11 protein-coding genes are annotated in these 13,793 nt (G+C 69.9%); 8 read left to right on the top strand and 3 right to left on the bottom strand.

What is annotated here, in order from left to right; translation table 11 throughout:
* Positions 1-120 precede the first annotated feature (120 nt).
* The gene (locus tag ABD743_RS39430; RefSeq protein ID WP_344729007.1) at positions 121-615 is read right to left on the bottom strand and encodes a winged helix-turn-helix transcriptional regulator; all 495 of its coding nucleotides are present in this window, start codon (positions 613-615) and stop codon (positions 121-123) included.
* Positions 616-1,147: 532 nt separating this feature from the next.
* Here ABD743_RS39430 and ABD743_RS39425 point away from each other — a divergent pair.
* Genes ABD743_RS39425 through ABD743_RS39400 form a run of 6 tightly spaced genes read left to right on the top strand, consistent with a single transcriptional unit; the run spans position 1,148 to position 10,744 of the window.
* A complete protein-coding gene (locus ABD743_RS39425; RefSeq protein ID WP_344729005.1) occupies positions 1,148-4,594 on the top strand; it encodes a glycogen/starch synthase in 3,447 nt (1,148 codons plus the stop codon).
* Positions 4,591-5,616 (top strand): phosphotransferase family protein, encoded by a 1,026-nt coding sequence (locus ABD743_RS39420; protein ID WP_344729003.1) that lies wholly within the window; start codon positions 4,591-4,593, stop codon positions 5,614-5,616. The genes ABD743_RS39425 and ABD743_RS39420 overlap by 4 nt, the downstream gene beginning before the upstream one ends.
* Positions 5,613-7,520: an ABC transporter ATP-binding protein gene (locus tag ABD743_RS39415; protein ID WP_344729001.1), complete on the top strand. Its 1,908-nt coding sequence runs from the start codon at positions 5,613-5,615 to the stop codon at positions 7,518-7,520. Before ABD743_RS39420 ends, ABD743_RS39415 begins: the two co-directional genes overlap by 4 nt.
* Before the next feature lie 13 nt (positions 7,521-7,533).
* Positions 7,534-8,727, top strand: a complete 1,194-nt coding sequence (locus ABD743_RS39410; protein WP_344728999.1) for a phosphotransferase — start codon at positions 7,534-7,536, stop codon at positions 8,725-8,727.
* Positions 8,724-9,752, top strand: a complete 1,029-nt coding sequence (locus tag ABD743_RS39405; protein ID WP_344728997.1) for a phosphotransferase family protein — start codon at positions 8,724-8,726, stop codon at positions 9,750-9,752. Before ABD743_RS39410 ends, ABD743_RS39405 begins: the two co-directional genes overlap by 4 nt.
* Positions 9,749-10,744: a phosphotransferase enzyme family protein gene (locus tag ABD743_RS39400; RefSeq protein WP_344728995.1), complete on the top strand. Its 996-nt coding sequence runs from the start codon at positions 9,749-9,751 to the stop codon at positions 10,742-10,744. The genes ABD743_RS39405 and ABD743_RS39400 overlap by 4 nt, the downstream gene beginning before the upstream one ends.
* Before the next feature lie 86 nt (positions 10,745-10,830).
* On the opposite strand, the gene ABD743_RS39395 is transcribed toward ABD743_RS39400, so the two are convergent.
* A complete protein-coding gene (locus ABD743_RS39395) occupies positions 10,831-11,334 on the bottom strand; it encodes a periplasmic substrate-binding domain-containing protein (protein ID WP_344728993.1) in 504 nt (167 codons plus the stop codon).
* Here ABD743_RS39395 and ABD743_RS39390 point away from each other — a divergent pair.
* Both ABD743_RS39390 and ABD743_RS39385 read left to right on the top strand, forming a co-directional pair.
* Complete coding sequence (locus ABD743_RS39390; RefSeq protein ID WP_344728991.1) at positions 11,328-11,525, top strand: hypothetical protein; 198 nt, start codon at positions 11,328-11,330, stop codon at positions 11,523-11,525. The two genes, ABD743_RS39395 and ABD743_RS39390, sit on opposite strands and share 7 nt — an antisense overlap.
* Positions 11,526-11,821: 296 nt before the next feature.
* Entirely contained in the window at positions 11,822-13,213 is a 1,392-nt protein-coding gene (locus ABD743_RS39385; RefSeq protein ID WP_344728989.1) for a Rieske 2Fe-2S domain-containing protein, read from the top strand.
* A 106-nt stretch (positions 13,214-13,319) separates the two neighbouring features.
* Here the strand turns inward: ABD743_RS39385 and ABD743_RS39380 are convergent, their stop codons facing one another.
* A complete protein-coding gene (locus ABD743_RS39380; protein WP_344728987.1) occupies positions 13,320-13,676 on the bottom strand; it encodes a trypco2 family protein in 357 nt (118 codons plus the stop codon).
* Between the last annotated feature and the right edge of the window lie 117 nt (positions 13,677-13,793).

The following is a 13,793-nucleotide window of genomic DNA, read 5'->3' as shown; positions in this document are numbered from 1 at the left end:
CACGCTCCGAATAGCTCTCCCGCTGGATCAAACACGATATGCCGAGCGGAATAGCGAGCCGATGGACAGTCTGGTTCACCGAGCTGAACCGGATGGCCGACAGCAGTCATCGTCTACCCTTTACAGCGAACGTGAACCATCCTCGATCCACGAACTTTCCGAGGAGGTCGCCCCATCGACGCGGAACACAACGTCTGCGTCATTGACCGCCTCACCGCAGCTGGCGCACACCACAGCCGACACCAAGTCGTGGTCGCGATGACGCAGCTGCCGAGTCGGCGACGACACCGCCCACTGATCACCCCACGCCATCAAAGCCTGGATGACCGGCACCAGATCGCGCCCCGCCGCAGTGAGGAAATAGCCGTCACGGCCACCGCCCTCCCCCAACGGCCGACGCTCCACAATCCCAGCATCCACCAGCTCACGCAGCCGCTTGGCCAGCCGATCGGTCGGAGCACCGGTCTTGCGAGCAATCTCGGTGAATCGATGGTTGCCGAGAACAACCTCTCGGACCGCCAACATCGCCCAACGCTCTCCCACGAGCTGCAACGCCGCCGCCATCGAACACGGCCGACCAGGCAGCGACGCGGGATCGATCCGAGTCGTACTCACGCCACGAAGCTAACGGTGCATACTTTGAAAATCAAAGTGTCCCGCGCCACACCCCCGGCCTCAGCAACCACGCCTTACATCGGGCCGATCGACCCCTGGTGAGCCGGTCCAGCCGCGACGTCGGCATGGGCCCCAGCATGACGGCGCCGTAGCCGCCCTGCCGACCCCTTGCAGCGCCGTCCCCGACCGAGGGCTTCGTTCATCCGGCGCTGGAGCCGGGGCTGTTACTTCGCTGCTTCGTTCATCAAGAGTTTGCTCAACTTTCAGGGGACCGTCGTCCCCTACCGAGGGATTCGTTCATCCAACGCTGGAGCTGGGCCAGCTGGATCAGTAATTTCGCAACCCATCGTTCCGTATCGCTTTCTCTGACGTTCAACCGCCGTCTTCCCTGGGTTGGGTGCCCCCGTGCCGTCGCGGGGGTGAGCACCCGCTCCGCCCTGATGGACCGGCGAGCCACAGCCATGCATCGACGTGGGCAGACGCGGATCCACTGACGTGGGGCGCAGCTGTACCCGGAGTGAGGAGACGTGCAGTGGAAGAAAACCCAGCGCCGCCCGAACCGCAGCGGGTGCTGTTCGCCAGCGCTGAGGCGTACCCATTCGTGAAGGTCGGTGGGCTGGCCGACGTCAGCGGCGCACTGCCCAAAGCGCTGGCGGAGTCTGGCCTGGACGTCCGCCTGGTGATCCCCGGATACGGCGGGCTCGAGGGGACCCCGGTGACGACGTTCGAGGTCCCGTTCGGCCAGGTCGCCGAGCAGATCGTGGTCAAGCGCCTGATCGGGCTCGACGGCGTCGAGGTGTTCACGCTCAGCGTCCGGGAGTGGTTCGACCGGGCGACTCCGTACGGGTACCAGGACGACGACGTGCTGCCGTTCGTGCTCTTCTCCAAGGCGGTCACGGCCCTGGCGGCGCAGGACTCGTGGCGTCCCGACGTCATCCACTGCAACGACTGGCACTGCGGCCTGGTCGCCCAGGAGGCTCGCCAGGGTCCCCACCGGCGCGCCCTCGATCGCACCGGAGTGGTCTTCACCATTCACAACATCGCCTACCAGGGGCAGGTCGGCGTGGCCACCGACCAGCTGATCGGCCTTCCCCCGGCCGGGTCCCTGCTCCAGCGGGGCATCGCCTTCGCAGACCGGGTCAACACCGTCAGCCCCCGCTACATGCAGGAGATCCTCACCCCGGCGCAGGGAGCCGGGGTCGACGGGCTCCTGCGTTCCCGTGGCAAGGCCGTCCGGGGAATCCTCAACGGCGTCGACTACGCGGAGTTCACACCCGAGCACGACCCCTGGATCCACGCCCGCTACGACGGTTCCTTCGTGGTCGGCAAGCAGATGAACAAAGAGGTCCTGCAGAAGATCAGCGACCTCGAGATCGCGCCGGACCGCCCGCTGCTCGGCATGGTTGCCCGCCTGGTGCCGCAGAAGGGCGTCGGCCTGCTCTCCTCCGCGCTGGACCAGATCGTGGACCGCGGAGCCCAGGTGGTCGTGATGGGTGAGGGGGCACCCCGCTACCGGCGCGAGCTGCAGGCGGCCGCGCGCCGGCTCCCCGGCAGCGTGGCGTATCACCCGACCGCGGAGGAGGGGCTCGCCCGGCAGGTGTACGCAGGCTCGGACCTGTTCCTGGCCCCCTCCGTCTTCGAGCCCTGCGGGCTGACTCCGCTGATCGCCCTGCGGTACGGCACGATCCCCGTCGTCCGTCGCACCGGCGGGCTGGCCGACACGGTGCGCGACTACGCCTCCGACCCCTCCACGGGGCTCGGGTTCGTGTTCGCCCACCGCCGTGTCGCGTCGATGCTGGCCGCGGTGGACACCGCGCTCGCGGTCTACGGACGGCCTGCCGAGTGGCAGCGCCTGCAGCAGCGGGCGATGGCGGCGGACTTCTCCTGGCGGGCGCCCGCCCTGGAGTACCTCACCATGTACCAGCAGGCCGTGCGCGCGCGCCGCAGCGCAGAGCGTTCCGGAGCCGCGGCGTCGCCCAGCATCCCGAGGCCCCGCTCGACCGCCCTGCCGCTGGCGCTGGTCCACCACGCCAACCAGTACCTGGTCACCGACGGCTATCCGGACCGGGAGGGCCTGACGGCCCTCATGACCGGCTACTCCTCTCTCCTGCGACTGCACGAGAAGTACCGCATCCCCGTCAACCTGCACCTGTCCGGGACCCTGATCGAGGCGGCCGCCTGGCACCACCCCCAGTTCCTCGACGACGTCCGCCGGCTGCGGGACGTCGGGCTGCTCTCGCTCATCGGCGGTACGTACGCCGAGAACGTCCTCACCGCCTTCGACCCCGAGTTCAACCGCCGCCAGCTGCGCGAGCTGCTCTGGCTGTACCGGCGTCACCTCGGATGCGGCCCGGAGGAGATGGAGATCTGCTGGGTCCCGGAGCGGGTCTGGGACACCGAGCGCCTCTCCGACGTGCTGACCGACCCGGAGCTGCCCAACGGGGGATATCAGTACGTCCTGCTCGACGACCGGGTGCTGTACCCGACGGGCGGCGACTACGCGACCAGCGACCGAGCGGACTTCGACAGCGCCGACCCGGCCACCCCTCCGCCCGCCGACGCACTGCGGCCGTACCGCATCGCCGGTGGCCACGGCCTGCAGGTCGTGCCGATGTCGACCCGCCTGCGCTACTGGATCCCCCCGGAGGACAACGCCCATTGGCGCAGCCTGTGCCGCACGGCCGAGCTCCCCACAGCACCCGGGGACGACACCGTGCTGGTGTATGCGGACGACATGGAGAGGGCCGCCGGGGTGGGGCCCTGGCACCCCAGCGCCCTGGGCCGGTACGAGCATTTCCTGCGCTGGCTCGCCGCCCAGCCGAACCTGGCCCCGGTGTCACTGCGGAACTGGCTCAGAGAACGTCGACGGATCCCCGGCGTCCGCGTCGTCGAGCGCGGCACCTTCGTGGAGCTCGCGCAGGACTGGCACGCGGGTGAGGACTACCGGGGCTGGGACCAGGACGAGGCCTGGCGTCCTTACCGCGAGCACCTCGTCCGGGCACGAGAGGCCGTCAGCCGGGCGGAGAGCTCCGGCGCCGAGCCACGGCTGACCGCACTCGCCTGGAAGCACCTACTGGCGTCGGGTTACGAGACGGCGTGGCACGACACCGACCATCCGGGACGGCCGCCCGCGGCCTGGGCCAAGGCCGTGGCCAGCCATGCACGCGCGGCCACCGTGCTGGTGACCGCGGCCCAGTGGTTCGCCCGGTCCGACCGCCCGCTCGAGGTGGAGCTGACCGACATCGACGACGACGGCACGGACGAACTGGTGCTGCGGAACGAGCACCTGTTCGCCGTGTTCGCCCCGACGTTCGGTGGGCGCCTGGTCTACCTGGCCTGCTGCGGCCGGGACGGCGGCGCTCTCGTGGTCGGAAACCCGACCGACGACTGGAATCGCCAGGAGGAGATGAACCGCTACATGGACGAACCGTCCAACCATCCCGGCGGGCTCGCCGACGAGGGCGGCGTCCACGACCGCCACGAGGTCACCATCCACCCGGAGGACGGGACCGTGCTGGTGGAGCTGGAGAACGTGCAGGAGGACAGCCCGCTGTACGGGCTGCGCAAGCGGATCGTCATCGACGGCGGGAGCACGGCGCTACTGGTGGGCTACGACCTGCCCGCAGCCGCACCCGGAGTCACCGTCGAGACGTGCCTGTCGCCGGACTACTACCGGCTGCTCCGCCACGGTACGGCCGACCTGGAGCGCCGCGGAGGCCGGACCTGGAGCGGTGCGCGCAACGGCGGCGTCACGGCCTGGGTTGCTCTGGCCCCCGACGAGGACACCGGGTGGTGTCAGCCCACCCGCCCTGAACCGGGGCACGGCGTGCTCGTGCACCTGCGCGCCGAGACGCGATCGTTCCATCTCCTCCTCGGCGTCGGCGAGGTCGACGACGACGAAGTCGGTCAGGCGGTGCAGGCCCGGCGCGAACGACTCGTCGAGCGGACCGGCCTCGTCCCGGCGGGAGCCTCGAGGTGAGCGCCGGAACGGACGCGGTGGCCGACACGGGGGGCAATGCCCGGCGGGCCGAGCGGCTCGCGATCGCCGAGTCGATGCTGCACGCCCCTCCCCCGCTGGACTCCCTGCCCGCAGCCCGGGTGGAGGTGCTCATGCGCTCGGTCGTGCACGCCTCCCGCAGCCGCCCGGTGGTCCGGTGGACCGTCGCCCTGCACTCCGGGTCCGGCCCCTCGTCCCCGCTGGCGGTGATCGGCAAGGGCTACCTCAAGGGCGGAGGCGAGAATGCGTGGCGGTTGCTGTCCCGCCTGCGCCACGTCGGCTTCGACGACCCCGAACTGCAGGTCCCCGCTCCGTTCGGCTTCGACCCGGCCCGGCAGCTGCTCGCGCAGGAGGAGGCGCCGTCGACGACGCTGCACTCCTTGCTGGACGGTGACCCGGAGTCGTCAGCGCCGGACGCCGGGCGGGCCGGGCGTTGGCTCGCCCGCCTGCACACCGTCCGGGGCGCGGACGTGCCGGATCTCGCGGAGGACTTCGAGCAGCGCAAGCTGACCGAGTACGCCGCGGCACTGGCCGGTCAGCTGCCGGGATCCGCCGCCCGGCTGGACCGGCTCACCGCGGGCACCCTCGAGGGGCTGGCGCGGACCGACGACCCCCAGGTGGTGACTCACGGGGACTTCCAGCCGAAGAACATCCACCTGGACCGCCGCCGGATCGTGGTCATCGACTTCGACCGGGCCGCCTACGCACCCGCCGCACGCGACCTGGGCCACTTCATCGGGCAGACGCTGACCATGGGCGCCTCACGGCACGGGCACCTGGGGGCCGCCGCGTCCTGGGTGGTGGCGTTCCTGCGCGGCTACACCGCGGCCGGCGGCGACCCGAGAGCCGTCCGCTCCGCCCACGCGTACGTGGCCCGCACCTTTGCCGAGGTCCTCTTCTACCGCCTCGTGGTCCGCCCGGTGGGGAGCACGTCGTTCGTGCCCGAGTGGCTCGACGCCTGGGAGGCCGCCGTCGAAGCCGCGGTGGGCGGCGGGCGCCGGTGAGCGGAACCGACTCCGAGGCCGCCCCCGCTGCGCACCACTCGAGCGCCTCCTCCGTGACGGTGATGCCGGCCCGCACGATCCTGCGGACCTTCGGGCCGTTCCTGCGGCCTCAGTGGCCCGGATGCCTGCTGGCCGGGCTGCTCGCCATCGCCGGGACGGGCGTCGGTCTGCTCAAGCCGTGGCCGCTGAAATACCTCTTCGACGAGGTACTGCTGCCCGGCGGCCCGGTCCGTCCGGACGTGCTGAGCATCCTCCTTCTCATCGTCGCGGCGCTGGCCGGAGTGGCGCTCCTGGATTCCCTGGTCGGAGCCGTACGCTCCTACGCCCTGACCGTCGTCGGTGAGCGCGTGGCCGCCGCCATCCGCACACGCCTGTACGACCACCTGCAGCGGCTGTCCCTCAGCTACCACGAGCGCACGCCGACCGGTGAGCTGACCACGCGTCTCACCGGAGACGTCGACAAGGTCCGCGGGCTGCTCACCGGCACGCTCGTCGACGCCTCGACCAACGCGCTGACGCTCGCCAGCATGGTGGGTGTGCTGCTGGTCCTGGACTGGCAGCTCAGTCTGGCGCTGCTGCTGGTTCTGCCCCTGCTCATGCTGACCGTCGCCAGCTTCCGGGCGCGCATCCGGGCCGTGGAAGAGAATGCCCGCGAGGTCGAGGGCGACCTGGCCGCGGTGGCGCAGGAGTCGCTGGTGGCGGTCAAACTGATCAAGGCCACCGGCCGGGAGGAGCACGAGGCCCGGCGCTTCCGGGGCCGCTCCGACGACTCGGTCGCGGCTGTGCTGCGCACCGCTCGCACCAGTACCTTCTTCGGCGGTGCGGTCGACGCGGTGGTGGCCGTGGCCGTTGCCGGCCTCGTCGGGCTGGGGGCCCAGCGTGTGCTGGCAGGCGCCCTCACCCCCGGTGATCTGGTGATCTTCACGTCCTATCTGCGTGACTTCTTCGGCCCCACCCGCGCCCTGTCGAAGCTGCCGGCCCAGCTGACCCGCGCCGGCGTCCGCGCGGCGCGCATCGCCGACACCCTCCAGCGCACTCCGGCCATAGTGGACCGGCCCGATGCTCGGGTGGCGGGACCGCCGCGCGACAGCATCGCCCTCGACGGGGTCGGTTTCGCCTACGCCCCTGGCCGCCCCGTCCTGCGGGAGGTCGACCTGACCGTGCCTATCGGCACCACCCTCGCGGTCGTCGGACCCACAGGTGCGGGCAAGTCGACCATCGCCGCCCTGCTGTGCCGACTGCAGGACCCCACCAGCGGCCGGGTCCTGCTGGACGACGCGGACCTGCGCGACCTCACGAGCGACAGCCTGCACACCCATGTCGGGCTGGTGCCGCAGGAGGCGATGCTGTTCCGGGCCTCTGTCCGGGAGAACATCGCGTACGCACGCCCCGGCGCGTCCGCGGCCGAGATCGAGCATGCCGCTCGCGTGGCTCAGGCCCACGACTTCGTCGTGGCGTTGCCCGACGGCTACGACACCGTTCTGGCCGAGCGCGGCGCGACCCTGTCCGGAGGACAGCGGCAACGGCTGGCGCTGGCACGCGCGGTCCTGCAGGACTGCCGCGTGCTCGTGCTCGACGAGCCGACGACCGGTCTGGACGCCCGCTCCGAGGACGCCGTGTTGCGCGCCCTGCAGCAGGTCAGCTCCGGCCGCACGACGGTGATCATCACGCACCGGATGGCGGCTGCGATGTCCGCGGACGACATCGTCGTCCTCGACGCAGGCCGGGTGGTGGAGCGCGGCACGCACCACCAGCTGATCGCCGCGGGCGGCCTCTACACCGAGATGTGCCGGCTCCAGGGACTCACCGGTCCCTCCACCGCTCTGCACCACGAAGAGGCGAGCTACGAGCACCGACCCGCCCGTCAGCTCGAGACCGAACCAGCCCAGCCCTCACCCACCTGATGGGAGTCGCACCATGACAGCGCTCGGGACAGCGCCGAACGACCCGGAGGCCAGAACCACCGGAGCCGTCGGGAGCGTCCTCGCGGCCGTACCCGGCACCACGGATCCGGTCGCCGCCCCGACCCCCCAGCTGCTGCTGCGCAGCCCGGTCCACCGCCAGGGCGGCCGGCTGCCGTGTGCCGCGGTCGACGAGGGTCACCTGTTCGCCGTGCTGGAGCAGGCCTACGACCTGGGCCGCTGGCACGAGTGGCGCCGCACCGACAAGGGCAGCTCGAACACCAGTTGGTTCGTCCGCACCGACGCAGGTGACGTCGTCCTGCGCCGCTCGCACAACCTGAAGACCGTGGCGGCGGCGGAGTTCGAGTGCGCGCTCATCGACCACCTGCGGGGCCACAGCTATCCCGCTCCGCCCGTGCACCGCACCCGTGACGGCGCGATCCTGGTGCAGGTCGACGGCGTCCTGCACATGGTGATGCACCTGATGCCCGGCCGCGGTTACGACGACCCCGCGCACCTCGCCGCGGTGGCCAAGGGCCTCGGCCGATACCACGCCATCGTCTCCGAGCTGACGAGCTCAGCAGAGCGCCACTCCACGGCGCTGGCCTCCCTCGGCCGGCTCGGGCAGGAGAACCTGAGCTCGGCGGTCGAGGTCGCGGCGCCGCTTCTGCCGCACGACGGCGCGGCAATGCTGCGCGAGGACGCCCGGTTCATCGCCGACCGCATGGAGCACCTGAACGTCGAGCTCGGGGAACGCCAGGGGGAACTGACGTCGCTGGTGATCCACGCGTCGTACGGCCGGTCCGCGGTGTTGCTCAGCGAAGGCCGCCTCACCGGGGTGCTCGACTTCGACCGGGCCGCGCAGGACCTCCTGGGACTGGACCTGGCCTACGCGCTCAAGGCGTTCTGCCGCGGCGGCCCGGTGCGGCGGACCGGGGTCGGCATCGACCCGGACATGTGCCGGGTCTTCCTCCAGCACTACCGCAGCCAGGCCCCGCTGGCGGAGGCGGACCTGGCCGCGATGCCGGAGGTATTCCAGGCCCAGCGACTGATCAAGATCGCGAAGAAGTGCGACAACCTGCTGGCGAAGCAGGCGACGATCCCCCAGCAGCCGAAGGACGCCGTGAAGTTCGCGCTGGTGCTGGAGCGGGAGTGCGCACGGATGCGCTGGCTGTCCGACAACCCCTTCACCCTGACGGAGAACGCATGAACCGCACCGAAAGCCGCACCCAGAGCCGCCAGGTGAAGGAGCGCCAGGTCGATCGCGCCGCACGGGCCTGCACCCCGGAGTTCCTCGACCGGTACGTCCGGCCGCACCTGGGCGCGAACGCGCCTGCCACCGGCGGAACGTGGACGACGAAGGTGATCCAGCTCGACGGCACGGGCGCCGCGACCGTGCAGGTCGAGCTCGACGGGGGCGCGCCGGTCTTCGCCAAGCTGTTCCCCTTCGACGACGGCCCCGCAGTCCACGCGAAGCTGCAGGCCCTGCGCACCGCCGGGTTGGGAGCCGGCTCCGCGTACCAGGCGGTCGAGCCCCTTGCCTGGTACGGCGAGGAGAAGGTCCTGCTGTGCCAGGGTGCGCCGGGCCGGCCGCTGTCGGAGCTCCTCGGTGGCAACGGCGAGGACCTGACGAGGGCCTGTGCGCGCGCCGGGTCATGGCTGGCGCGACTGCACGGTTCGGAGCTGCGGGTCGGGTCCCCGCAGTCGCTCCTGGTCACCGGCGAGCTCACCAGCCTGGCCAAGCGTCTGGCCAAGGTGGCCGTCGACCATCCCGGCTATGTCGACTCGGCTCTGGGCATGCTCGAACGTCTCGACGCCCTCACCCGGGACACCACGGACGGCGTCCTGGCCCAGAGTCACGGGCAGTACCGACCGATCCACGTCTTCCTCACCGAGGACGTCGTGACGGTCATCGACCTGGACCGCAGCGCCCCCGCCGACCCGGCTCGCGACGTGGCGGAGTTCCTGCACCGGCTGCGCCTCGGCGTGCACTCGGCCACCGGTGACGTCGGGCGCGCCGACCGGCCGTGCGCCGCGTTCCTCGACGCCTACCGCGGTGCCCTCGGCGACATGCCGCTGCGCAACCTGCGCTTCCACTGGGCGCGCTACATCCTCCACAGCCTCAACCGCAAGATCAAGACCGGGGAGGCCGACTGGAAGGACGGCGGGAACGCGGAGTTCCAGCTCTATCGCGACGAGTTCCAGCGGGTCGCGGACGGGCGGGCGGGGGCATGACGCTCCCCGCCGACCGCGTGCTGGACCGGACCGGGCAGGAGCACCCGCTGGACGAGCTCGCCGACATGTGGCCGCTGCGGGGCTGGATGGAGCTCGAGCGCGTCCCGGGCGGCAAGAACGAGCACCTGCGACTGTTCGCCCGCGACGGCATCCACTACCTGAGGCGCTCGTACCGGTCCAAGCCGCGGGCGGAGCTGGTCGCCCAGCTCGAGCTGATGCGTCTACTCCGCAGCCGGGGGTTCCCGGCTCCGGAGGTCGTTCCCGCGCGCACCGGCGCCGACCACGTGGAGATCGCCGGTCGGTTGTGGATCGCGACCCGCGGCGTCGCAGGCACGCCGTTCGACGACGACTCGCCGGCGCACCTGCGTGCTCTGGGCCGGACGCTGGGGTGGTACCACCGGGTGGTCGCCGGCCAGCCGTCCGCCGCCCAGGAGCCGATCTTGCTCACCGAGCTCCGCAGGCGGGTCGACGGAGGCGACCTGGAGCCCGGGCTGCACGCTCGGGCGGCACGCGTGGTCGAGCGGCTGACCGGCCTGCTTCCGGACCTGCCCAGGGTGACCGTGCACGGTGGCGCCCGGCGCAGCAGCCTGATCTTCGACGGCGATCAGGTCGCAGGGGTGCTGGACTTCGACAGCGCCCACCCCGACGTGCGGGTGCTCGACCTGGCCGTCGCCGTCCACGACGTCGGCAAGGTGTACACCCGCCTCGGGGAGGCCGACCACAAGGTGGCCCTCAACCTCGACCGGATCGCCGAACTGCTGGATGCGTACCGCAGCGAGGTACGCCCCACGGCGGCCGAGGTCACAGCGCTGCCCCTGCTGTTGGAGGCCAAACGGCTCAAGCGCAGTCTCGGGCGGCGCCTCAGGGTCGTCCAGGGCGAGTCGTTGTCGGAGAACGACCACGCCAAGATCCGCATGGAGGACAGCCGACTGGCCTGGCTCGACGAGCACCGCGATGCCGTGGCGGGCATCTGCAGCGAGGTCCTGGCCTGAGGACGCGGGACGGCCGGGCAGGCCGGGCAAGGTGGTCGACATCGATACGGCTCGCCGCGGGTGTACGCCGACTCGCGGCGAGCCGCTCATTGATGGCGATCGATCCACATGCGGTCGAACCAGATGGCCAGGTTCAGATAACGGGACACTCCGTTGACCTCGGGCCTGGTGATCGTCGATGCGTAGCCGCGGCTGAACCAGCCGACGGCGAGGTCCCGGCCGGAAATCAACTCCACTTGCCTGTATGCGTCAGCACGCTCCTCCGGATCGGTCGTGAGCATCGCCCGGTCCAGTAACCGATCGACTTCGGGGTTCGAATACTTGCCATGGTTGGCCGTACCGCCGGTGCGCAGCAAACGAGCAACACCCGGGTGGAGCGAGTCGACCGGTCCCAGGCTGAACGCCAGTTGAAAGTCGCCGCTCTGCATGAGCGCGGTGGCGTACTGCGCGGGGTCGTAGATCTGAATGGCCACGTCGATGCCGATCGTCTTCATTTGCGCCTGTATGAACTCGGCGAACGAGACCTGGCCATTGGCGACCTTGAACGAACGTGAACGGCCCGGCACCGACCGGGTGCCGGCCGATGTCACGGCCGTACTTCTCCAGCGCCGCCGGCGAGACGATCATCGCGAGCGTCCCCTGCGTGAACGCCGGCGCGAAGACCGTCGGAAACTCCCCCATCGGCTCGGTCAACTGGAACTTGACGGTCAGCGGGTCGACCACCGACATCGATTTGATCGGAAAATTACCGCTACGGGAAACAACGACTTCTTATACCTGAGCATAATAATTGCTGATGACGAGCCTGCCCGATCACTCCCCCTCCCGGCAGCAGACCTGGACCACCGGCGAGACCACGCCATCCGCCGAACCCGGACGACACAAGCATCCACAATCCTTATGCCCGGGTAGAAACAATCCAAATTTCAGTCGGAACACATGCGTCCGGTATCGTCGCCACCAGCCGGCGACCATCGTTTCCGGACGGTGCCGGCGAGACTACTCGAACAGGTCCGGCGTGGGCGTTCCGCGGAAGTTTCAGGTCGAGGCCATTCGCTGCAATACGGAGGTCGGACAATGCTGTCCCAACAGGACAACGAGATTCTGACGCGCGTCGGGCCCGGCACGCCGATGGGGGATCTCCTGCGGCGCTACTGGACTCCTGCTCTTCTCTCGAGCGAGCTTCCGTCGCCCGGCTGCGATCCGGTCCGGGTACGGCTGCTGTGTGAGAACCTGGTGGCCTTCCGCGATCTGAACGGGCGCGTGGGTCTGATCCAGGAGAACTGCCCGCACCGTGGCGCGTCCCTGTACTTCGGTCGTAACGAGGGCACCACCAGCGATCCCCGGACACCAGGCGGTGAAACGTGCGGCCTGCGGTGCCCGTACCACGGGTGGCAGTTCGATGTGGACGGCAACTGCATCGACATGCCGTCGGAACCGCCGACGAGCAGCTTCAAGGAGCGGGTCAAGGCGAAGTCGTATCCGGTGCACGAGTCGGGTGGTGTGGTGTGGACCTACATGGGCCCTGCCGACTCGGTGACGCCGTTCCGCGACTTCGGCACGGAGTCGCTCCCCGCCGAGTACCACCGCGCGGCCAAGCTGCGCTCGTCGTGCAACTGGGTTCAGACGATGGAGGGCAACGTCGACACCGCCCACATCTCCTGGCTGCACATGTTCGACGCGGCGGCCGACATACCCGACGACGGCACCGACAAGCCTGGTTACCCCTCCAACGCCAGCACATGGAAGTTCTGGATCCACGATCGTGCGCCACGGCTCGAGGTGCAGGACACCTGGTACGGCTTCCGTTACGCGGGCCTGCGCACCACCCCGAACGGGCACACGAACGTCCGGATCACCGAGTACATCGTGCCGTACAGCACCATCATCGCGGCCGTTCCGTTCAATCGGCGGCACCTGATGGTCGTACCGATCGACGACCACAACTGCTGGCGCTACACGTTCAACGTGTCGATCCCCTCGAATCCACAGGGCTACGGCGGCGCACCGCTGCACGACCTCAGCCCGTTCGAGACACCCTTCGCGCGGCGCAGTGGCGGCGGAATCAGCCCGCGCGACTACGTGGCCGAGAACGACTACAAGATCGACCGTGAGAACCAACGCAACGAGACGTTCAGCGGGATTCGCGACTTCGTCAGCCAGGATCTGATGGTCACCGAGTCGATGGGGCCGATCTACGACCGCTCCCAGGAGCGCCTCGGAACGATCGACAAGGCGATCATCAAGATGCGCTCGCAGCTCATCCGGTCGGCCAAGCAGTTGGCCGCTGACGGCACGCTGCCGCCCGCTCTCGCCGAACCCGGCAACGACTTCACGACGCTACGGGGAGCGGACAAAGTCCTGGAGGAGGGCGAGGACTGGCGCTACCTCGGCACCGACGCCGACCCCGTCGTCCGAGAGGCCGAGGCGGCGATTCACGTGGCGGGCAGGCCGTTCGACGGCGACTAGCTCTGCTGCTCCGGCAGATTCGTGGAGCCGGCTCGTCGAGAGGAGTTCTCCGAGCCGGTTCCGCATCCTCGTGGGCAGCCCCACGCACGGGCCGTGAGCCTTTTCCCTACCGCTCGCCCGGCACCTCAGTACCCGAGATCATCGGTCGCCGCCCGGGCTCGGCGGCATGGCGCGGGTCGAGGACGAGCTTGATCCGCTGCGTCGAGGTGGAGCCGAACGTCGTCTCCGCGCCCACCTCCAGAACCCAGAACTTGACCTTCGCGCCGGGCTTGGCCTCCTTCTCGATACCTACAGTGAGCTCCAATTCCACCGGTCCCAGCTCGAAGCGCAGTTCCTCGTCCTTCCCCGCGCGCATCGCCTCGGTGAGCTCGGCGCGCAGGTTCGCGACAACTTCGGCCAGCGCCAATGCCATTCCGTCCGTCTCCCTCACATCGATCGACAGCCCGGTGAGGGGTGCCGACACAGCCGACACGTGACGACGGGCGTGCCCGGGTCACGCCGTGTCGTCGACGCAAGGTCAATTCTCGTTACCGTTCGGACTGATCGGCTCGCCATCGGTCTCGGGCTTCGCGACCCGATC

The organism is Pseudonocardia yunnanensis (genome assembly GCF_039534065.1).
Classification (GTDB): Bacteria; Actinomycetota; Actinomycetes; order Mycobacteriales; family Pseudonocardiaceae; genus Pseudonocardia; species Pseudonocardia yunnanensis.
Note: the sequence above shows the minus strand (reverse complement) of the source record. Positions and strands in the feature narration are given on the sequence as shown.